The 19,598-nt window shown below is 68.9% G+C and carries 14 protein-coding genes; 6 read left to right on the top strand and 8 right to left on the bottom strand.

Annotated features, from left to right (window positions below; translation table 11 throughout):
- Positions 1 to 8 precede the first annotated feature (8 nt).
- Positions 9 to 1,115, bottom strand: a complete 1,107-nt coding sequence (locus tag Q0P60_RS16985; RefSeq protein WP_294996212.1) for an SDR family oxidoreductase — start codon at positions 1,113 to 1,115, stop codon at positions 9 to 11.
- 195 nt (positions 1,116 to 1,310) lie between these two features.
- Here Q0P60_RS16985 and Q0P60_RS16980 point away from each other — a divergent pair, with 195 nt between their 5' ends.
- Positions 1,311 to 1,619, top strand: coding sequence for a hypothetical protein (locus tag Q0P60_RS16980; protein ID WP_294996209.1), 309 nt, complete (start codon positions 1,311 to 1,313; stop codon positions 1,617 to 1,619).
- Here Q0P60_RS16980 and Q0P60_RS16975 read toward each other — a convergent pair.
- Complete coding sequence (locus Q0P60_RS16975; RefSeq protein WP_294996206.1) at positions 1,597 to 2,652, bottom strand: DNA topoisomerase IB; 1,056 nt, start codon at positions 2,650 to 2,652, stop codon at positions 1,597 to 1,599. The two genes, Q0P60_RS16980 and Q0P60_RS16975, sit on opposite strands and share 23 nt — an antisense overlap.
- 112 nt (positions 2,653 to 2,764) lie before the next feature.
- Between Q0P60_RS16975 and Q0P60_RS16970 the strand changes: the two genes are divergently transcribed.
- The 3 genes from Q0P60_RS16970 (at position 2,765) to Q0P60_RS16960 (ending at position 9,505) form a co-directional block, all read left to right on the top strand.
- Positions 2,765 to 3,154 (top strand): I78 family peptidase inhibitor, encoded by a 390-nt coding sequence (locus Q0P60_RS16970; protein WP_294996203.1) that lies wholly within the window; start codon positions 2,765 to 2,767, stop codon positions 3,152 to 3,154.
- A gap of 358 nt (positions 3,155 to 3,512) precedes the next feature.
- Positions 3,513 to 7,967: a glutamate synthase large subunit gene (gltB, locus tag Q0P60_RS16965; protein WP_294996200.1), complete on the top strand. Its 4,455-nt coding sequence runs from the start codon at positions 3,513 to 3,515 to the stop codon at positions 7,965 to 7,967.
- Positions 7,968 to 8,059: 92 nt separating this feature from the next.
- Positions 8,060 to 9,505 carry an FAD-dependent oxidoreductase gene (locus tag Q0P60_RS16960; RefSeq protein ID WP_294996198.1) on the top strand — a complete coding sequence of 482 codons (1,446 nt, stop codon included), beginning with the start codon at positions 8,060 to 8,062 and terminating at the stop codon, positions 9,503 to 9,505.
- A 24-nt stretch (positions 9,506 to 9,529) separates the two neighbouring features.
- On the opposite strand, the gene Q0P60_RS16955 is transcribed toward Q0P60_RS16960, so the two are convergent.
- On the bottom strand, positions 9,530 to 11,533 hold the full coding sequence (locus tag Q0P60_RS16955) for an ATP-binding protein (protein ID WP_345780346.1): 2,004 nt from the start codon (positions 11,531 to 11,533) through the stop codon (positions 9,530 to 9,532).
- 161 nt (positions 11,534 to 11,694) lie between these two features.
- Between Q0P60_RS16955 and Q0P60_RS16950 the strand changes: the two genes are divergently transcribed.
- On the top strand, positions 11,695 to 12,561 hold the full coding sequence (locus tag Q0P60_RS16950; protein ID WP_294996195.1) for a methylglyoxal synthase: 867 nt from the start codon (positions 11,695 to 11,697) through the stop codon (positions 12,559 to 12,561).
- Between the two features lie 221 nt (positions 12,562 to 12,782).
- Here Q0P60_RS16950 and Q0P60_RS16945 read toward each other — a convergent pair whose 3' ends face one another.
- From Q0P60_RS16945 to ttcA, 3 genes are read right to left on the bottom strand one after another with little or no spacing between them, the layout of a single operon-like run.
- On the bottom strand, positions 12,783 to 13,562 hold the full coding sequence (locus Q0P60_RS16945) for a SprT family zinc-dependent metalloprotease (protein ID WP_294996192.1): 780 nt from the start codon (positions 13,560 to 13,562) through the stop codon (positions 12,783 to 12,785).
- Between the two features lie 59 nt (positions 13,563 to 13,621).
- On the bottom strand, positions 13,622 to 14,527 hold the full coding sequence (locus tag Q0P60_RS16940; RefSeq protein ID WP_294996189.1) for a recombination-associated protein RdgC: 906 nt from the start codon (positions 14,525 to 14,527) through the stop codon (positions 13,622 to 13,624).
- Between the two features lie 36 nt (positions 14,528 to 14,563).
- Entirely contained in the window at positions 14,564 to 15,484 is a 921-nt protein-coding gene (gene ttcA, locus Q0P60_RS16935; RefSeq protein ID WP_345780345.1) for a tRNA 2-thiocytidine(32) synthetase TtcA, read from the bottom strand.
- Between the two features lie 91 nt (positions 15,485 to 15,575).
- Between ttcA and Q0P60_RS16930 the strand changes: the two genes are divergently transcribed.
- The gene (locus Q0P60_RS16930) at positions 15,576 to 15,779 is read left to right on the top strand and encodes a YdcH family protein (RefSeq protein WP_294996183.1); all 204 of its coding nucleotides are present in this window, start codon (positions 15,576 to 15,578) and stop codon (positions 15,777 to 15,779) included.
- A gap of 126 nt (positions 15,780 to 15,905) precedes the next feature.
- Here Q0P60_RS16930 and plsB read toward each other — a convergent pair whose 3' ends face one another.
- The gene (gene plsB / locus Q0P60_RS16925; RefSeq protein WP_294996180.1) at positions 15,906 to 18,542 is read right to left on the bottom strand and encodes a glycerol-3-phosphate 1-O-acyltransferase PlsB; all 2,637 of its coding nucleotides are present in this window, start codon (positions 18,540 to 18,542) and stop codon (positions 15,906 to 15,908) included.
- Complete coding sequence (locus tag Q0P60_RS16920) at positions 18,542 to 19,495, bottom strand: hypothetical protein (RefSeq protein ID WP_345780344.1); 954 nt, start codon at positions 19,493 to 19,495, stop codon at positions 18,542 to 18,544. Before Q0P60_RS16920 ends, plsB begins: the two co-directional genes overlap by 1 nt.
- Positions 19,496 to 19,598 lie beyond the last annotated feature (103 nt).

The raw sequence follows: 19,598 nt of genomic DNA, 5'->3' as shown, positions 1-19,598 counted from the left end.
TCGGTGCGTCAGCCCCGCGGCCCCCCCATCACCGGCAGGATCACCCCGCTGATGTAGCTGGCGCAGGCCGGCGCGGCCAGGAACACATAGGCCGGAGACAGTTCCTCCGGCTGCGCAGGCCGGCCCATGTCGCTGTCCTTGCCGAATTCGGCGACATCCTCCGCCCGCTTGTCGGCCGGGTTCAACGGCGTCCACACCGGTCCGGGCGCCACGCAGTTGACCCGGATCCCACGCGGCAGCAGCTGGCTGGCCAATGCCTTGGTGAACGCATGGATCGCGCCCTTGGTCGCCGAATAGTCGACCAGCGCCTTGCTGCCGAACAGGCCCGTTTCCGACCCCGTGTTGATGATGCTGGCACCCTCGCCCAGATAGGGCAGTACCGCGCGCGCCATCTGGATGTAGCCGCCGATATTGGTCTGCAACGTCTCCTGCAGGTGTGCGTCTTCCAGGTCTTCCAGGCGCTCGCAGTGCAGCTGGAACGCGGCGTTGTTGACCAGGATGTCGATACCACCAAAGGCTTTGGCCACCTGCTTTACCGCCCGGTTGCAGAAGCGCGGATCGCGCACGTCACCCGCGATCACCAGGCAGCGGCCACCTTCCCGCTCCACGTGCTGGCGGGTGATGTCGGCGTCCTCGGCCTCGTCCAGGTGCAGTACCGCCACGTCGGCGCCTTCGCGTGCGAACAGCACCGCCACCGCGCGCCCGATGCCGGAATCGCCGCCGGTGATGATCGCGCGCAGGCCCTGCAGCTTGCCGCTGCCGACGTAGTCGGGGGCGAGGAAGCGAGGCGCGAGTTCCAACTCATGCTCATGACCGGGCTTGGCCAGCTGCTGGGCCGGCATCGCCTCCGGCTGCCGCCGCACACCCGCCTGGGTCGCCGGCTTCTTCGTGGTCTTCTTCGCTACCCGGGCATCCTTGGCCTTTTCCTGGTCCTGCAGGCGCCGCTGCCGGGCCGCGACGCGGGCCGCACGGGGATCGCCGGCTGCCGCCTTGCGGGTTGCGGTCTTCACCACCCGTGGGCGAGCGGGGTCGGCAGCCGCCTGGGTCGCGGTGCTGCCCTTCCGCACCTTGGGTGAGGCTTTGCGGCGGGCGGGGGTCTTCCTGGTGGTGGCCATGCAGGTCTCCTCGGGAGGCAAAGGGGCTGCCGGCCAGCGGCCGGCACTACCGGGGGCGGCATGCGCCGCTCGTGCAGTGTCTCCAGGCGAGCCGTCGGCTGCGGTGAGCGCTTCGTGTCCACGACGTGCACGGCATTCATTCCGCCACCACGCGCAGCACCGCACCCTGCACGCAACCACACGAGGATTGCCTTCATGAAACATGCCCTTGCCGCCGCCGCGCTCAGCGTTGCCCTCGCCGCCTGCAGCAGCACGCCGATGGCCCAGGTGCAGCCGATCGACGGCGTGATTTCCGGCCAGTGCCACAGCGACATGGTGCGGGGCGCGCTGGGCCTGGCCGCCTCGGAGGCCACCGTGGCACGGGCACGCGTGGACAGCGACAGCCTGCACGTGCGGGTGCTGCGCCACGATGGTCCGCGGGTGCCCCCGGCCAGCGAGGGCGGTGACCGCCTGACCATCGAGAAGGGCCGCACCAACAACATCATCGCGATCTACTGCGGCTGAGCCGGCGCGCCCTGCGCAGCACGCGCAGGCTCGCCTGTTCCCACTGGCGCGGCCCGCGCAGGCCGGCCAGCCTGGCCAGTTCGCCGCGCTCCCAGCCGGCGAACACGCAGGGGTCGATGTAGGCCTTGCGGCACACCGCCGGGGTATTGCCCAGCAATGCCGCCACCTCGCAGACCACGGCACGCTGCGCCTGCGCCAGGGCGCGCTGGCTGGCCGGTTCGGGCAGCGCGGTGGTGGCGAAGGCCTGCACTGCCGCTACGGTGCCGCCCCAGGTGCGGAAGTCCTTGGCGGTGAAATCCTCGCCCATCACCTCGCGCAGGTAATCGTTCACCGCGCCCGAATCCACCGGCTGCAGCGCTCCGTCGTCATCGCGGTACTGGAACAGCGCCTGTCCCGGCAGCTGCTGCAGGCGGCGCACCAGCAGTCCCAGCCGGCGGTCACCCACGGTCACCTCCTGCAGCTGCCCGGACTTGCCGCGGAAGCGCATGCGCACCCGACCACCGCGCAGCAGTTCCAGATGGCGGTTGCGCAGTGTGGTCAGTCCGAACGAGCGGTTCTGCTGCGCATAGGTCTCGTTGCCGACCCGCACCAGGGTATCGGCCAGCAGCGCGACCACCATCGCCAGCACCTTTTCCCGCGGGAAGCCCGGCCGCTTGAGATCGCGCGACAACCGCCGCCGCAGCGTGGGCAAGGCCTCGCCGAAGGCGATGATGCGGTCGAACTTGCCGGCGTCGCGCTCCTTCGCCCAGTCGGCGTGGTAGCGGTACTGCTTGCGGCCACGGGCGTCGCGGCCGGTGGCCTGCAGGTGGCCGCTGGCATGGGCGCAGATCCACACCGCGGTGTACGCCGGTGGAATGGCCAGCGCGCGGATACGCTGCAGGGTGGTGGCATCACGGACCGCGTGGCCGTCCGCATCGCGATAGCTGAAACCCTTGCCGGCGCGGCGGCGGCTGATGCCGGGCTGGGTGTCATCGACATAGCGCAGGCCGGCAGCGCGTGCCGCCTGGCGTTCGGGGGTGGAAGGCGTAGGCATGCCCGACAGTGTCGCGGTCGCGATGCCGCGATCCTGTCGATAACACAAGACAAACACGTGAGGGCCGGTTCGCCGCTATGCTCGGGTCTTCACAGCCCCTTCCGGAGTCATGATGTCGTTTCCGATTCGCGCCCGTTCGCTCTCCGCCCTGTTGCTGCCGGCCGTGCTGGCCCTGACCGCCTGCCAGGCACCGGCGCTGGATGAACAGGATTCGGCCACCGCCCATGCACAGCAGGCCGCCGAAGCCGCCAAGGCGCCGGCCGACGACGCCGGCAAGGCGACCGAGGCACCGCCGGCCGGCAACTGCGACGCCAGCCAGGTGCAGAGCCTGGTCGGCCAGACGTACACCGATGCGCTTGGCAAGCAGGCGCAGGAAGATGCCGGCGCCCACCAGGTGCGCGTGCTCAAGCCCAATGACGTGGCCACGATGGAGTTTCTGGGCGACCGCCTGAACATCGAAGTGGACGACAAGGGCCTGGTCAGCGGCGCGCGCTGCGGCTGAGCCCGAACCCGCGCCGGCACACGCGTGCCGGCGCTTTCTGTTGCACCTGCAACCGTGTATTGCGGCGCTGCAGCAACCTGTGATCTAGTCGAGGCATCCGGTGCCTCACGATGCGCTCCAGGAAGAGCACGGCGTGTGCGTCAGGGTGAGTGTGAAGACACTTGGCGTGCGGCCAGACAAGGCGCGCGCCGCCGCGCAGGCGAGTGCCTGCGCAAGGTGAGCAACGCCGTATGGGCGTGCGCCAGGCGGCTTCCCGAAAGGCCGCAGCATGCGCGGCACACTCCACCATGACGTACAGGTCGTGCTCTACAGAGCGGGGACGAGTGTCGCCGCCAACCCTATACGCATCGAGGTAGAGATGGCCCCCCGCAACCGCCAAGGGCTTTACGACCCGCGCTCCGAGCGCGATGCCTGTGGATTTGGCATGGTCGCCCAGCTCGACGATCAACCTTCGCGCCTGCTGGTGGATACCGCCATCGCCGCGCTTTCGCGCATGACCCACCGTGGCGGCGTCGCCGCCGATGGCCTCACCGGCGATGGCTGCGGCCTGCTGCTGCGGCGTCCCGATGCGTTCCTGAAACTGTTGGCTGCCGAAGCCGGCATCAACGTCGCCGCGCGCTTCGCCGCCGGCCTGGTATTCCTGCCGCACGATGCCGACGCCGCGCAGGCCTGCCGTGTGCAGTTGCAGGCACAGCTTGAGAAGGTCGGCTGCCGCGTGGCCGGCTGGCGCGAGGTGCCCACCGACGACAGCGTCTGCGGCCAGCTGGCGCGCGACACGCTGCCGCGCATCGAACAGGTGTTCGTCGATGCCGGTGTCGGCCAGGACGATGCCGGCTTCGCGCTGGCGCTGTTCCTGGCCCGTCGCCGCAGCGAACAGCAGCTGCGCGGGCATGCCGACTTCTATGTCACCACGCTCACCCCGGATGCGATCAGCTACAAGGGCATGGTGCTGCCGGACAAGCTCAGCCGCTTCTATCCGGACCTGCAGCGGCGCGAACTGGCCTCCAGCGCGATCGTGTTCCATCAGCGCTTCTCCACCAATACGCTGCCGCGCTGGCCGCTGGCCCATCCGTTCCGCATGCTCGCCCACAACGGCGAGATCAACACCATCGAAGGCAACCGCCGCTGGGCGCAGGCGCGCAGCAAGGTGTGGAAGACGCCGCGCTTCGACATCGCCGAATTCGATCCGGTGATCTCCATGCACGGTTCGGACTCGCAGAGCCTGGACAACATGCTGGAACTGATGGTCGCCGGTGGCATGGAGCTGATCCAGGCACTGCGCATCCTGGTACCACCGGCCACGCAGTCGCTGGAGTTCAAGGACCCGGACCTGGCCGCGTTCTACGAATTCCACGGCCTCAACAGCGAACCGTGGGACGGTCCGGCCGGCATCGTCGCCTGCGATGGCCGCTATGCGGTGTGCACGCTGGACCGCAACGGCCTGCGCCCGGCGCGCTGGATGCTGACCGCCGACCGCCACTTCCTGGTCGCCTCCGAAGCCGGCGTGTGGGAAGTGCCGACCGAGCGCGTGGTGCGCAAGGGCAAGCTCGGCCCGGGCGAAATGGTGGCCATCGATCTCAAGCGGGGCGACCTGCTCGACTCCGATGCGGTGGACCGCATCAACCGCGGCCGCGCGCCGTACAAGCAATGGCTGCAGCAGGGCGTGACCTACCTGCAGACCGAACTGATCGACCCGTCGCTGGTGGAAGAACCCTTCGATGAAGCCACCCTGCGCAGCTACCACAAGCTCTACCAGCTCAGCAGCGAAGAGGTGGAGCAGGTGCTGCGGCCGTTGGCCGAGACCGAGCAGGAAGCCACCGGTTCGATGGGCGACGACACGCCGATGGCGGTGCTCAGCCAGCGCAGCCGTCCGCTCTACGACTACTTCCGCCAGGCCTTCGCGCAGGTCACCAACCCGCCGATCGACCCGCTGCGCGAAGACTGTGCGATGTCGTTGTCCACCCAGCTTGGCAAGGAGACCAACATCTTCCATGCCGGCCCGGAGACGGTGAACCACGTCATCCTCAACTCGCCGGTGCTCAGCCAACGCAAGCTTCGGCAGCTGCTGAAGATGGACCAGTACGTGCAGGCCAACCGCCTGCTCGATCTGTCCTATGGCGAGGATGAAGGCCTGCGCGCCGGCATCGAGCGCATCTGCGCCGAAGCCGAGCAGGCCGCGCGCGACGGCATGGTGATGCTGCTGCTGTCCGACCGCTACCCGGTGGCCAGCCGGCCGATGGTGCATGCGCTGCTGGCCACCAGCGCCATCCATCACCACCTGTCGCGGCTGGGCCTGCGCTGCGACGTCAACCTGATTGTCGAGACCGGCACCGCGCGCGATCCGCACCACATGGCCTGCCTGCTCGGTTTCGGCGCGACCGCGGTCTACCCGTACCTGGCCTACCAGACGCTGTTCGATCTCGGCCGCCGCGGCATCCTCAAGCTGAGCAAGGGCGGCGAGCAGTCGCAGATCGGCCGCCGCTACCGCAAGGGTGTCTACAAGGGCCTGTCCAAGATCATCTCGAAGATGGGCATCTGCACCGTGGCCAGTTACCGCGGCGCGCAGCTGTTCGAGATCATCGGCCTGGAATCGGAGGTGGTGGACCTGTGCTTCCCGGATACGGCCTCGCGCATCGGCGGCGCCGGCTTCGCCCGGCTCGATGCCGATGCGCGCGAGCTGTGTGCGCAGGCGTGGGACGCGCAGCAGGAGGTGGATGTCGGCGGCCTGCTGAAGTACGTGCACGGCGGCGAATACCACATGTACAACCCGGACGTGGTGACCACCCTGCAGCGTGCCGCGCGCAGCGGCGACCCGCGCGCCTGGCAGCAGTACTGCGATGCCGTGCATGCGCGCCCGCCATCGGCGCTGCGCGACCTGCTGCAGCTGGTACCGGCCGCCTCGCCCACCCCGCTTGAGCAGGTGGCACCGGCCAGCGCCCTGTTCCCGCGCTTCGACACCGCCGCGATCAGCCTCGGCGCGCTGTCACCGGAAGCGCACGAGGCACTGGCCATCGCCATGAACCGCCTCGGCGGCCGCAGCAATTCCGGCGAAGGCGGCGAAGATCCCGCACGCTACGGCACCCCACGGCGCAGCAAGATCAAGCAGGTGGCGTCGGGCCGCTTTGGGGTCACCGCCGAATACCTGGTCAATGCCGAGGTGCTGCAGATCAAGGTCGCGCAGGGCGCCAAGCCCGGTGAGGGCGGCCAGCTGCCCGGCCACAAGGTCAACGAACTGATCGCACGGCTGCGGTATGCGCGGCCGGGCATCGGCCTGATCTCGCCGCCGCCGCACCACGACATCTATTCGATCGAAGACCTGGCGCAGCTGATCTACGACCTCAAGCAGGTCAACCCGACCGCGCTGGTGTCGGTGAAGCTGGTCAGCCACGCCGGGGTCGGCACGATCGCAGCCGGCGTGGTCAAGGCCGGCGCCGACCTGATCACCATCTCCGGCCACGACGGCGGCACCGGCGCCTCGCCGGTCAGCTCGATCCGCTATGCCGGCGTGCCGTGGGAACTGGGCGTGGCCGAAGCGCACCAGGCCCTGCTCGCCAACGACCTGCGTGGGCGTACGCTGCTGCAGACCGACGGTGGGCTGAAGACCGGCCTGGATGTGATCAAGGCGGCGCTGCTGGGCGCCGACAGCTTCGGCTTCGGCACGGCGCCGATGATCGTGCTGGGCTGCAAGTACCTGCGCATCTGCCATCTCAACAACTGCGCCACCGGCGTGGCCACCCAGGACGAACGGCTGCGCGAGAACCACTTCACCGGCCAGCCCGAGCGCGTGGAGAATTTCTTCCGCCTGCTGGCCGAGGAAGTGCGTGGCTGGCTGTCGTACCTGGGGGCGCGTTCGCTGGAGGAGATCGTCGGCCGCACCGATCTGCTGCGGCAGATCGAAGCTGCGCCGCGCGAAGGCGTGCGCGTGGACCTGTCGCGGCTGCTGGCCAACAGCCGCTATGAAGGCAGCCATTGCGCAGCACAGCGCCTGTACGAATCGCCGGACAGCCTGGCCACGCAGATGGATGGGCTGCTGGCCCCGGCCATCGAGCACAAGCGCGGCGGCGAGCACCGTTTCCTGATCCACAACACCGACCGCAGCATCGGTACCCGCCTGGCCGGCGCGGTGGCACGCGCACACGGCAACCAGGGCATGGCCGAATCGCCACTGGAACTGCGCTTCCGCGGCAGTGCCGGGCAGAGCTTCGGCGCCTTCAACGTCGGCGGCCTGCATCTGGAAGTGGAAGGCGAAGCCAACGACTACGTCGGTAAGGGCATGGCCGGCGGCCGCCTGGTGGTACGTCCGCCACGCGGCGCCCGCTTCGAGGCACGCAGCACCGCCATCATCGGCAACACCTGCCTGTACGGCGCCACCGGTGGCGAGCTGTTCGCCGCCGGCCGTGCCGGTGAGCGTTTCGCGGTGCGCAATTCCGGCGCGCTGGCGGTGGTGGAAGGGGCCGGCGACCACTGCTGCGAGTACATGACCGATGGCGTGGTGCTGGTGCTGGGCAAGGTCGGCCTGAACTTCGGCGCGGGCTTCACCGGTGGCCTGGCCTATGTGCTGGACGTCGACCGTGATTTCGTCGACCGCTACAACCACGAGCTGATCGATATCCATCGCGTCTCCGCCGAAGGCTTCGAGAACTACCGCCAGCACCTGCACCGCCTGATCGGCCGTCATCGCGAGCTGACCGGCAGCATCTGGGCACAGCAGATCCTGGACGAGTTCCGCGATTACATCGGCAGGTTCTGGCTGGTCAAACCCAAGGCCGCCAGCATCGAGTCGCTGACCGAAACCCTGCGCCGCGCGGCGTGATGCCCGGGGCGCCGCCCGCAACCGGCGCCCCGGCTTCCCCACCGCTGTCGTGCCGGCCACTGGCCGGCATCCGCAAACCCACAGAGCCCGCCATGAGCCGCAAGCACGCCTTCCAGTTCCTCGACCTGCCCCGCACCATGCCGCAGCGCATCCCGGTGGAACTGCGCACGTCCGGTGACTGGGGCGAGCTGTACGGGAAGTTCGGCAAGGAAGAGGCCCAGTACCAGGCCGGTCGCTGCCTGGACTGCGGCAACCCCTACTGCAGCTGGAAGTGCCCGGTGCACAACGCCATCCCCCAGTGGCTGCAGCTGGTGCAGGAGAACCGCATCCATGAGGCGGCCACGCTGTGCCACAGCACCAACCCGCTGCCGGAGGTGTGCGGCCGCGTGTGCCCGCAGGACCGCCTGTGCGAGGGCAGCTGCACGCTGGAGGAATTCGGTGCGGTCACCATCGGCGCGGTCGAGAAGTACATCGTCGATACCGCACTGGCCACCGGCTGGCGCCCCGACCTGGCAGCGGTGCAGCCCAGCGGCCACAGCGTGGCGGTGATCGGTGCCGGCCCGGCCGGCCTGGCCTGCGCCGACCGGCTGGCACGCGCCGGCATCACCGCGGTGGTCTACGACCGCTACGAGCAGATCGGCGGCCTGCTGCAGTTCGGCATTCCCAGCTTCAAGCTGGACAAGGACGTGATCCATCGCCGTCGCGACCTGCTCGAGGGCATGGGCGTGCAGTTCCGCCTTGGCGTCGAGATCGGCCGCGACCTCAGCGTGCAGCAGCTGCTGGAGGCCCACGATGCCGTGTTCGTCGGTACCGGTGCCTACCGCTACACCGATGGCGGTCTCGACGGCCAGGACCTGAAGGGCGTGCTGCCGGCACTGCCCTTCCTGGTGCAGAACAGCCGCATCGTCGGTGGCAATGATCCGCAGGGCCGGCCGATCGCCGGCTGGGAAGACCAGATCGCCCTGCCCGACCTCAATGGCAAGCGCGTCGTGGTGCTCGGCGGTGGCGACACCGGCATGGACTGCGTGCGCAGTGCGGTACGGCTGGGCGCGGCCAAGGTCACCTGTGCCTATCGCCGCGACGAGGCCAACATGCCCGGCAGCGCGCGCGAGGTCGCCAATGCACGCGAGGAAGGCGTGCGCTTCCTGTTCAACCGGCAACCGCTGTCGATCGAAGCCGGTGCCGACGATGAGGTGATCGGCGTGACCGTGGTCGAGACCCGCCTGGGCGAGCCCGATGCCAACGGCCGCCAGAATGCCGTGCCGATCGACGGCAGCGAATCGCTGCTGGAAGCGGATGTGGTGATCATTGCCTTCGGCTTCTCGCCGACCCTTCCGGCGTGGCTGGCCGAACTCGGCGTGGAAGGCCTGTCCAACGGTCGCATCGTTGCCGGCGGCAAGGACCGGTTGCCGTTCCAGACCGCTCACCCGCGCCTGTTCGCCGGCGGTGACGCCGTGCGTGGCGCCGACCTGGTGGTGACCGCCGTGGCCGAAGGCCGCGACGCCGCCGCCAGCATCGTGCGCCTGCTCGGTCGCTGAATCCTGCGCCAGCGCGGGCACGGCCTAGCGCGGCGGTGCCTCTGCGGGCGGGTCGCAGGCGTTCAGGTCCAGGTCCAGCCACACCGTGGTGCCCTCGCCGAGCGTGCTGCGCAGGCACAGCTCTGCGCCCATCGATGCGGCCAGTTCGCGGCAGATCGTCAGGCCCAGCCCGCTGCCACCGAAGCGGCGCGAGGTGGACGCGTCGGCCTGGGTGTACGCGGCAAACACCGCCTGTTGCCGTTCCGGGCAGATGCCAACGCCACTGTCGCTCACCTGCAGGCGCAGGCGCTGGCCATGCGGGTATTGCTGCAGCACCTGCAACTGCAGATCCACGCCACCACGCCGGGTGAACTTGAGCGCGTTGCCGATCAGGTTGAACAGGATCTGGCGCAGGCGCAGGCCATCGGCAAGCGATCCCGCCTGCACCCGTGGATCGAGCTCGACCCGCAGATGCAGCTCGTGGCGGGTCGCCGCCGGCAGCAGCAACTGCTGTGCCGCCCGCAGCAGTGCCGGCAGGTCGATTGGCTGCAGCTGCAACGGTGCCTGCTGCGGGTGCGGGCCGGCCAGCACAACGTCGAGGATCTGGCGCAACATCTGCGCAGCATCGTCGACAGCCTCCAGCGCCCCCTCCTGCCGCGCGCCCAGATCACTGCGCGCCAACCGTTCCAGCCCGCCCAGCAGGGTCTCCATCGGCATCGAGATCTGCCCGCTCATCGCGGTCAGGAAGCCGCTCTTTTCCAGCGCCGCCCGCTCGGCCGCACGACGTGCCTCGGCCAGCGCATCGGTACGTGACTGCATCTCGCTGATGTCGATCCAGTAGCCACTCCACTGCATGTCGCCGCCTTCGCAGGGCTGCGGATACCCCTGCGAGCGCACCCAGCGCCAGCCGTGCCGGGCGCGCGTACGGAAGCTGGCATCGATCGGGCCACCTGCCCGTGCGGCCGCATCGACAGCGTCCATCAAGCGAAGACGATCATCAGGATGGACCGCACCCAGCAGGTGCCGATGGTCGATCAGGGCGGTTTCCCTGCTGATGCCGAACAACGCCTGCACGTCCCCGACGATCTGCAGGAAGCGGTAGTGCCCGCTCGCGGAACGACGTACCTGGTAGACCACCGCAGGCAGGTTCGCGGTGACCTCGTACAGGCGCTGTGCGGCCATCTGCCGACGCTCGCTTTCGCGCTGCACGCGCCGGGCACCGAAGGCGTACACCAGCGCAAGCGCCAGCGGAATCAGCATCGGCGGCAGCCAGCGCCAGAGGGTCGGCGGCGGCGGGCGCCGCGGTTGCGGCGGCAACCAGGCCGCGCGGAGCGCTTCGCGCCGGCCCTCGGGAAGCTGCGACATGGCCTGTTCGAACGCGGCGATGGCCCCGGCGCAGGCGGGAACGGTGGCCAGCACCGGCGCATCGTCGATGCCCGCCGGCGCAGCGATCACCAGCGGCTCGCCGTAGTAGCGGCGCAGCGCAGCCTCGACCTCGCCGAGAGTGGCGACCACGGCGTCAGCCCTTCCAGACCCCAGCAACGCCAATGCATCCTCGATCGCAGCGGGTGGCAGCACCCTCGCGGCCGGCGCCTGCTCGGCCAGCAGCGCGGTCAACGACAGCGGATCGGGGCTGGCCACGCGGCCCGCACCCAGCCCCTCCACGCCCAGCAGTGGCGCTGCATCACGGCGCCGGACTATCACCTTCGGCAGCTGCAGGTAGGGCGGGCTGCTCACCCAGCCCGCCGGCACCTGCGACCGCGGCCAGCCCAGCAGTGCCTGGGTATCGGGCGGCACCGCGCCGTCGGCCATGGCCGCACCCGGCAGCGGCCGTGGCAGCAGTGGCCAGCGTTCGCGCAGCAGCGCCAGATACCCCGCGTTGGGCCCGCCGTGCTCGGCCTGTTCGCTGGAGGAGGACGATGCCGGGTCGTTGCGCCAGGCGATGCGCAGTGGCGTTTCACACACCGCGCTGGCTGCGGCCAGCGGCGACAGCAGGCAGGCCATGACCACAGCAGCGGCACGCAGGCCAGCAACGTTCACGATGGGCATCCTCATCTGGCGGACGGAAGTAGACGGCCGCGCAGCGCTACCGCTGCCTGTCACGCTAACGACGTGCAGGCAGGCGGCAATCAAGAACGTTGTAAAAGCCGCCCAGGAAAGCGGATAGCGACATACACTGCCGCCTTCACCCGTACCTGCGGAGCATCTCGATGCGCATCGGCCTGGCTGCCAACCGTCTCCACCACCACGACGCGCGCGCCGCCCTGTTCCGCTGGCTGCGTGCCAGCGAAGCCGGCCTGCGCGAACTGGGCGTGTCGCTGCACGCCGTTGGCCGCACCCATGACGCGATCGAGCGACAGGGCTTCCTGGCTGGATACGACGGCCTGCACCGCTATCCCTATGGGCGCGAGGGTGGCCTGATGAAGCTGGTCGCCGAGGTGGTCGGCATGGGCCCGGAGCGGACACTGGATGGTGCGATCTACCTGATCGACCCGGTCGATCCGTCCTCGGTCTTTCCCGAGGCAACCGCGCTGAAGCGGCAATGCGTGATCCACGGCAAGCCCTTCATTTCGACGGTGGCGACCGCACGCGACTGGATCGAGGTGGAGCGCCTCCATGCCGGCCTGGCCGCCGATGCCGGCGCCGATGACCTGCACGCCTTCGAAGGGCAGACACTGGCGCTGATCGCGCACGATGCGATGAAGCCGGCGATGCTGGCCTTCGCCGACGAGCACTTCGATGTGCTGGCCCGGTTCGGTGAGCGTGTAGCGACCGGCACCACCGGCCAGCGCCTGAATGAACTGGCCTGGAGCCGGGGCTGGCCCAGCGATACGCCGTGGGTGACGCGCTACCAGAGCGGCCCGATGGGCGGCGACGCGCAGATCGCCGACCGGGTGCTGGAAGGCCGCTGCCAGCGCGCGATCTTCTTCGAGGACCCGCATGTGGCGCGCCAGCATGAGGCGGATATCCAGCTGCTGGAACGCGCAGTGACCACGGTGACCGACCAGGCGGTGTGCATCACCGCACCGCGGGTGGCCGCCCGCTGGGCCACGGCGGCGGCGTTGCGCGCGGGGTGAGGGTTTCGGCCAACGGCCGATTCCGGTCTACTCCCACGGAACAAAGAAAGAAGAGCAGGAGCGGGTCGCGCTGCCGGGGCGGGGAATGTTCATCCGCTGCGCAGGGTCTTGCCTGCTGGACTGCTCGACCCACTCTCTGGAGGAAAGCCCCTTCTGTTGAAGGGGCGCGCCGAAGGCGGGGGTAGAGGAAAAATGCGTGGGCAACTGCTGTAGCGCCAGCGCTACAGCAGTTGCCGCAGCATCGCCTTCAGGCGCCGCCCTTCGAGCTGGAAATAATCGCGCTGCTCACGCCAGGCGGGGAAACGCTGTTCCACCTCGCTCCAGAACGCCGCTGAATGGTTGGGCTGGATCAGGTGGCAGAGTTCGTGCACCAGCACGTACTCGAATGCTTCCGAGCGCCCCAGCACCAGCGCCAGGTCCAGCGCCATGCTGCCGTCCGGAGCCAGCGAGCCCCACTGCGACGACATCACCTTCAACCGCAGGCGGCTGGGTGCGCGCGGCAGGCTGGGCAGGTATTTCGGCAACCAGCGCCCGACGTCGGCACGGGTCTGGGCTTCGTAGAACTCGCGCAGCAACCGCCGCAGGGTGGCATCGCCGCCGCGGGCCGGCCATTGCACGCAGGCGCCGTGCTCATCGATCTGCAGGCGCGCGTAGCGGCCCTCCTGCCAGCGCAGCGGCAGCAGTTCGCCGCGCAGCGGCAGCTCTCCGTCCACGCCCGGCTGCAGCGGGGCCGGCAGGCCCTGGCCCTGGTACTGGCGCAGCTGCAGTGCCAGCCAGTCACGATGCTGTTCGAGGAACCGTTCGCCCATCACCAGGCTGGCGCGCGGCGGCAGGGTCAGGCGCGCACCGCGCTCGTCCACGCTCAGCTTGATCCGGCGCGCACGCGGATCACGTACGCGCAGCACCTCGATCTCGGCATCTTCCAGGCGCAGGCGAACGGTGTCGCGCTGCACGGTGGCGGGCGGGGTCGGCGAGATCAGGCGGCGCAACAGGCGGCTCATGCAGCAAGCATAGCGCCGCTTCGGGCCGCTGGATGACCGGCGGCCCACGGGGTGCCTGTTCAGTCAGCCTTGCTGAGCTTGAAGGCTTCTTCCAGCAACAGGAACAGGCGGCGGATCTCGGCGCTCTGCAGGGCGAAGCGGGCGTCGAATTCGGCGCGGCGGCCGTCTTCGTCGGCATGTTCAAGCTGGTCCAGGGCGCCGTCGAGGAACTTCAGCTTGCGCACGATCAGGTCATCGCCGATGACGAAGGACAGGTTGTCCTCGAAGATCAGCGCCAGCTTGGTCACCTGCTTGCCGGCATCCAGGTGCTTGTCGATCTCGTCACAACGCAGCTCCTGGTGCTGGCACTTGACCACCGCCCCCCCCTCCACCGGGTCCTTCATCTCGCACTCTTCGCCCAGGGTCAGCCCGGTCGGCAGCGGCTCGCCGGCAATCCAGCCGGTCAGGATCGAACGCGGTGCGACTTCGGCATTCAGCGGCATCGCCGGGAAGCTGCCGAGCAGGCCGCGGATGTCGGACATGAAGTACTCGCCGGTCTTGCGGCTGGAGGTGTCCACCGCCACATAGCCGTGCTGCAGGTCGATGAAGGCGTCGTTGCGCGAGGACTTCACGAAGGCCCGCGGCAGCAGTTCATGCAGCAGGTCGTCCTTCATGCGCTTGCGCTCGCGGCCACCGGGGCGGCGGCCTTCCTTCTCCTCGATCTCCTCCAGCTTGCGCTCGAGCAGGTCGTTGACCACGGCGGCCGGCAGGATCTTGTCCTCACCGCCCACGGTCAGCCACAGGTGCTCGGCGATGCGGTGGGAGAGCAGCTCCTTCTCCTCGCGGCCGAACGGCGAGATGAAACCGCGCGAATTCATTTCCAGGGCGCCGACCGGCTTCAGCAGGGCGTGCGGCAGCAGGGTATCGACTTCGGAAAAATCGGTGGTGGTCGGGAAACGGAAGAACGTCAGGTTGCGAAAGAACATGGAATTCCGGATGGCAAAGAGGAAGGGCGACCGGCCTCAGGCGGCAGGCGTCTCGGGATCTGCATCGGCGTCGGCCGGGGAACCGGCCAGCCAGGCATGGGCGTCGGGCAGCGGCGCGTCGTCGCGACGGCCCAGCGCCATGAAGTCGAACAAGGTGGTGTCGGCCAGCTGCGAAGGCTTGACCTGGCCCATGGCACGCGCGATCTGCTCGATGCGGCCCGGGTGGTCCTTCTCCCACTGCTTCAGCATCAGGCCGACCTGGCGGCGCTGCAGGTTCTCCTGGCTGCCGCACAGGTTGCAGGGGATGATCGGGAACTGGCGTGCCTGCGCGTAGTCGACGATGTCGCTCTCGCGCACGTAGGCCAGCGGCCGGATCACCACGTGCTTGCCGTCATCGCTGCGCAGCTTCGGCGGCATGCCCGACAGCTTGGCGTGGTGGAACAGGTTCATGAAAAACGTGGCCACCATGTCGTCGCGGTGGTGGCCCAGCGCGATCTTGGTGAAGCCGTGGGTTTCGGCGTAGTTGTACAGCGCGCCACGACGCAGCCGCGAGCACAGCGAACACATGGTCTTGCCTTCCGGAATGACCCGGCTGACCACCGAATAGGTGTCCTGCTCGATGATGTGGTACGGCACGCCCAGCCCGGCCAGGTACTCCGGCAGCACGTGCTCGGGGAAGTCCGGCTGCTTCTGGTCCAGGTTCACCGCCACCAGCTCGAACGGCACCGGTGCCTTCTTCTGCAGCTGCAGCAGCACGTCCAGCAGGGTGTAGCTGTCCTTGCCGCCGGACAGGCAGACCATGACCTTGTCGCCCGCCTCGATCATGCCGAAGTCGGCAATCGCCTCGCCGACCTGGCGGCGCAGGCGCTTGGCCAGCTTGTGCTGCTCGCGCTCGGCCACGCGTGGATCGCGGGCGGCGCGCGGCAAGGGATCGGGAAGGGAGATCACGGCACTCATGGCCTCCATTCTACCGGCTCGGAGCGGCCCCGGCCGGCGATCGCAGGTTCCCTCTCCCGGCAGTCACCGTCGCTGTGTATGCTCGGAGGCTGTGGACACCTACAGCCCCGCCGAGATCGTCGAGCACCTCGTCGCCCTGCGCGCCGAGCACCGCCTGCTGGATGAACAGATCACCCGCATGGCGGCCAACGGCGAGGATGAACTGGAATCCAAGCGCCTGAAGCGGCGCAAGCTGCAGCTGAAGGACTGCATCGCCAAGCTGGAAAGCCTGCAGATTCCCGACGAGCCGGCATAACCCGTAGCCCATCGGTGGCGCATCCACAAGGCTGCCAACCTGGGTTGGCACGGGGGGAAGGTGTGCGGACCAAGGTCCGCACCCATCCACAAGGCGTGCACCCGCCGGGCAGGGCCCGGCGCTGCTTCAATCCTGCGGTGCCGGCTCGTCCGGGCGTGCCGCTTCCGGGCTGACCCGCTCGATGGTGTGGCGCAGTTCGCGCCCAAGGATGAACTTGGCATCCTTGGCCCACGCGTCCAGGCGCTCGTCGAACAGCAGCTTGCTGTTCTCGTCCGGCCATACCAGGCGCAGTTCGCGCAGCTTCTGGATGAAGCCACGGAACAGAGTGCGGTCGAAGAACTCCGGCGCGGCCGGGGCGTAGAGCAGGCTCAGGCGCTGCGCGGCCTGCTGGCACAGGCTTTCCAGCTCGGCCGCACCGAGCGTGCCGGGGCCGTTCTTCACCAGTACCGAGATCGCGATGTAGTAGCGCTCGAACGCCTGCTGCAGCGAGTGGCCGATCGCGCGCAGGCGGAACACCTCGTCGGTCTGCCCGGTGTTGCGCGCCAGGATGCCGCCATCGTCATCGTTGACGTTCTGCAGCAGGCCCTCGCGCACGAACACGTCGATGGTCTGGTCGATACGCTGGGCGAACTCGTCCTCGCTCCACGGCAGGAACAGCTCGGCCTGCAGGAACGGGTACACCGTGCGGCCCAGCTGCACCAGGCCGGTGCGGCTCATACGGCGGTTGTTCTGGAAGCAGCAGGCCACCCACGACGACGCCGTGAACAGGTGCAGCACGTTGTTGCGGAAGTAGCTCAGCAGCACCGCGGTGTCGCCGCTGACACTGAGCACATCACCCAGCGGATGCTTGACGCGGGTGAGGACGTTGATTTCCTCGGCGTGGGCGATGATCCGCTCCGGCGAGTGCGGGGTCACCGTCACCCGGTCCGAATACGGCATTTCGACCAGCAGCGTCTTGCACAGCTCGATCTGCGCGATCAGGTCGGCCTCGCCCATCGCATGCTTCGGCGTGGACAGCAGGGCCAGTGCCAGCAGGTTGATCGGGTTGACGTCGGCTGCACCGTTGATGCGCACCTGGATGCGTTCGGCCAGCGTATCCACCGTGGTCGACAGCCATGCCGGCTTCTCGTCCTCGGAAACCGCCTCGCCCTTCCACTCCGGGGCCTTCTCGGCCAGCACGTCGTTCAGCGCGATCGGCTCGCCGAAGTTCACCACCACCTGGCCGTAGTTCTGCTTGAGCACCTTGGGAATGCCCCACAGCAGCTGCCAGATCGATTCCTTTTCCTTCGGCCGGCCGGACAGTTCGTCCAGGTAGCTGCCGCCTTCCATCAGCTTCTCGTAGCCGATGTAGATGGGCTGGAACAGTACCGGCTTGCGCGGCTGGCGCAGGAACGCGCGCAGCGTCATCGAGATCATGCCGCCCTTGGGCTGCAGCAGGCGGCCGGTACGCGAGCGGCCCCCTTCGACGAAGTACTCCAGCGAGTAGCCACCGGCCACCAGCTGCGCCACGTACTCGCTGAGCACCGCCGAGTACAGCGCGTTGCCACGGATCGAGCGCCGGATGAAGAACGCGCCGCCCTTGCGCAGCAGGGTACCGACCACCGGCAGGTTCAGGTTGATGCCGGCCACGATATGCGGCGGCACGATGCCACGGTCGTACAGCAGGTAGGACAGCAGCAGGTAGTCCATGTGGCTGCGGTGGCTGGGCACGTAGACCACTTCGTGGCCCGGCGCGGCCGCCTTGAACTTGTCCAGGTGGTGCACCAGCACGCCCGCATAGATGCGGTTCCACACGTGGCTCAGCATGAAGCTGGCCGAACGCACCACCGGGCTGGAGTAGTCCGCGGCGATTTCCCAGGCGTAGGCGTGCGCCTTCTTCCAGGCATCGGCCGGCTTCGAGTTGTCGCGCTTTGCCTGTGCAGCGATCGCCTCGCGCACCGGTTCGGCCGCCAGCACCTGGTCCACCAGCAGGCGCCGGGTCGACAGGTCGGGACCGATCACCGATTCACGGATACGGCGGAAATGGGTACGCAGCACGCGCTGCAGCTTGCGCACCGTGCGCTCCGGCTCCAGGCCTTCATCCACGGTGCTGCGCAGCGAGATCGGCGGGGCGAAGCGGACGATGGTGCTGCGGCCGTTCAGCAGCACCGCCAGCAGGCGGCGGAAGCGGCCGACCAGTGCCCAGTTTTCCGAGAACAGCACCGCGAACCAGCCGCTCTGCTTGTCCGGCGCGCGGCCGACGAAGATCGACACCGGTACCAGGTGCACGTCCAGGTCATCGCGCACGCGATGCGCCTGCAGCACCTTGGCCAGCGAGTCGGAATGGGTCTTGGCGCCCCGCTGCTCGGGAATCAGCGAGTTGCTCGAGCTGCGCCGTGACAGCGCCAGGTAGGCGCGCTTGCGTCCGGTCGGGTCACCGGCCAGCGGCACCAGCGGCGACGGCAGGCCGGCCTGGCGGCAGGCCTTGTCCAGGATCAGCGCGTTGGACAGGCCGTAGTCCTCCAGCACGTACATGACCGGGCGGCCATCGTTGTACTGGCCCGGGTCTTCCGGTTCGATCTTCAGCGACAGCCACGGCTCGACCAGGCGACCCAGCAGCCGCGCCCACAGCGGGCGGCGACCGGCCGGGCGCGCGTGCGCGGGCGGCGGTACCGGGTTGGGGCCGGTACCGGTCGAGGGGGACGCCGGCACCGTATCGGCGGGCGTCGACTGGGATTCTTCGCCGGGGAACGGCAGCGGGTTCTGTTTCGACATCGGCGCCATTATGGCTTAGGCGGTGGCGTTGCCGCTTCCCCACCCTCGGCAGGGGCTTCGGGCGGTGCGGGTGCGGCGGCGGCACGGGCCGCGTCGGCCTTGCGCAGCAGGGCATCGGTATCGGCCAGGGTACGGGTCAGGTACCAGTGGCCCTCGCGCCGGCTCAGCGGCAGCTGCAGGCTCATCTCGCGGCCGGCGAGGTCGTAGTGCAGGCGAACCAGGGCGTTGTCGCCCTCCACCGAGAGCAGCTCGCCGCGCACGCTGCGCAGCGCGTCGTCCACGCCCAGCCCGTAGCTGCCCAGCACCGCCTTGAGGGTGTGGATGAACGGTGCCAGCTGCTGCAGGCTGCCTTCCATGCCGGCGGCCTGCAGGCCGGCCTCATCGTCGAAGCCGACCTTGGCGGCCGCGCCGACCAGCGCGGCGATGGTGCTGCGTGCACGGGCACGGTCACTGATCGGGGCGCCCTGCGCCCAGCCGGCAAGGGTTTCGACCAGCGCGATGTAGTGGGCCTGCTGGCCCGGGGTGTAGCCCTTCTGGTGGCGCAGGTACTGCACGCCGAAGTTGCCCATCGACTGTGCGGCCTGGCGCACCGCACTGGCCTGGCCGGCCAGCTGGCGGTCGAAGCTGCGCTGCAGCTCGGCGCCGGCGTTGGGTTTGCGCAATGCGGCCAGCATCGGCAGCAGCTGGTCGCCCAGCGGCAGCTCGGTCAGTGGCCACTGGCTGTGGCCCTCGGCCCAGGCCTGCTGCAGGCGCTGGTACTGGCCCGGCGGTACCGACAGCTTGGCGTAACCGACCAGATCATCTTCGGCCAGGCGCAGGGCCATCGCCTGCACCGCCGCGACCGGTTCGGCCGCCGGCCGGGCCGGATCGTTGGCCGCTTCGCGGCACGCCGCCACCGCCAGCAGCAGCATCGCCGCCAGCCCCCATCCACGCGCAGACCTTCCTCGCACTGCCACGCTCATTCACTCGGACTCCCCGGACCGGTCCGCATCTTGCGGCCTGCGACGTGACAGCGGCAAGCCGCGCGGTCACGGTTTCCAACCAATGGGGTCAGATCCCTTCTGC

Source organism: uncultured Stenotrophomonas sp. (assembly GCF_945952405.1).
GTDB lineage: Bacteria > Pseudomonadota > Gammaproteobacteria > Xanthomonadales > Xanthomonadaceae > Stenotrophomonas.
Note: the sequence above shows the minus strand (reverse complement) of the source record. Positions and strands in the feature narration are given on the sequence as shown.

Bases quoted from the DNA above. Each gene is read 5' to 3' on its own strand.
- gltB (WP_294996200.1), top strand. From the start codon at position 3,513: ATGGCCCCCCGCAACCGCCAAGGGCTTTACGACCCGCGCTCCGAGCGC.
- Q0P60_RS16985 (WP_294996212.1), bottom strand. From the start codon at position 1,115: ATGGCCACCACCAGGAAGACCCCCGCCCGCCGCAAAGCCTCACCCAAG.
- Q0P60_RS16945 (WP_294996192.1), bottom strand. From the start codon at position 13,562: ATGAGCCGCCTGTTGCGCCGCCTGATCTCGCCGACCCCGCCCGCCACC.
- Q0P60_RS16950 (WP_294996195.1), top strand. From the start codon at position 11,695: ATGCGCATCGGCCTGGCTGCCAACCGTCTCCACCACCACGACGCGCGC.
- Q0P60_RS16955 (WP_345780346.1), bottom strand. From the start codon at position 11,533: ATGCCCATCGTGAACGTTGCTGGCCTGCGTGCCGCTGCTGTGGTCATG.
- Q0P60_RS16960 (WP_294996198.1), top strand. From the start codon at position 8,060: ATGAGCCGCAAGCACGCCTTCCAGTTCCTCGACCTGCCCCGCACCATG.
- Q0P60_RS16975 (WP_294996206.1), bottom strand. From the start codon at position 2,652: ATGCCTACGCCTTCCACCCCCGAACGCCAGGCGGCACGCGCTGCCGGC.
- ttcA (WP_345780345.1), bottom strand. From the start codon at position 15,484: ATGAGTGCCGTGATCTCCCTTCCCGATCCCTTGCCGCGCGCCGCCCGC.
- Q0P60_RS16940 (WP_294996189.1), bottom strand. From the start codon at position 14,527: ATGTTCTTTCGCAACCTGACGTTCTTCCGTTTCCCGACCACCACCGAT.
- plsB (WP_294996180.1), bottom strand. From the start codon at position 18,542: ATGGCGCCGATGTCGAAACAGAACCCGCTGCCGTTCCCCGGCGAAGAA.
- Q0P60_RS16920 (WP_345780344.1), bottom strand. From the start codon at position 19,495: ATGAGCGTGGCAGTGCGAGGAAGGTCTGCGCGTGGATGGGGGCTGGCG.
- Q0P60_RS16970 (WP_294996203.1), top strand. From the start codon at position 2,765: ATGTCGTTTCCGATTCGCGCCCGTTCGCTCTCCGCCCTGTTGCTGCCG.
- Q0P60_RS16980 (WP_294996209.1), top strand. From the start codon at position 1,311: ATGAAACATGCCCTTGCCGCCGCCGCGCTCAGCGTTGCCCTCGCCGCC.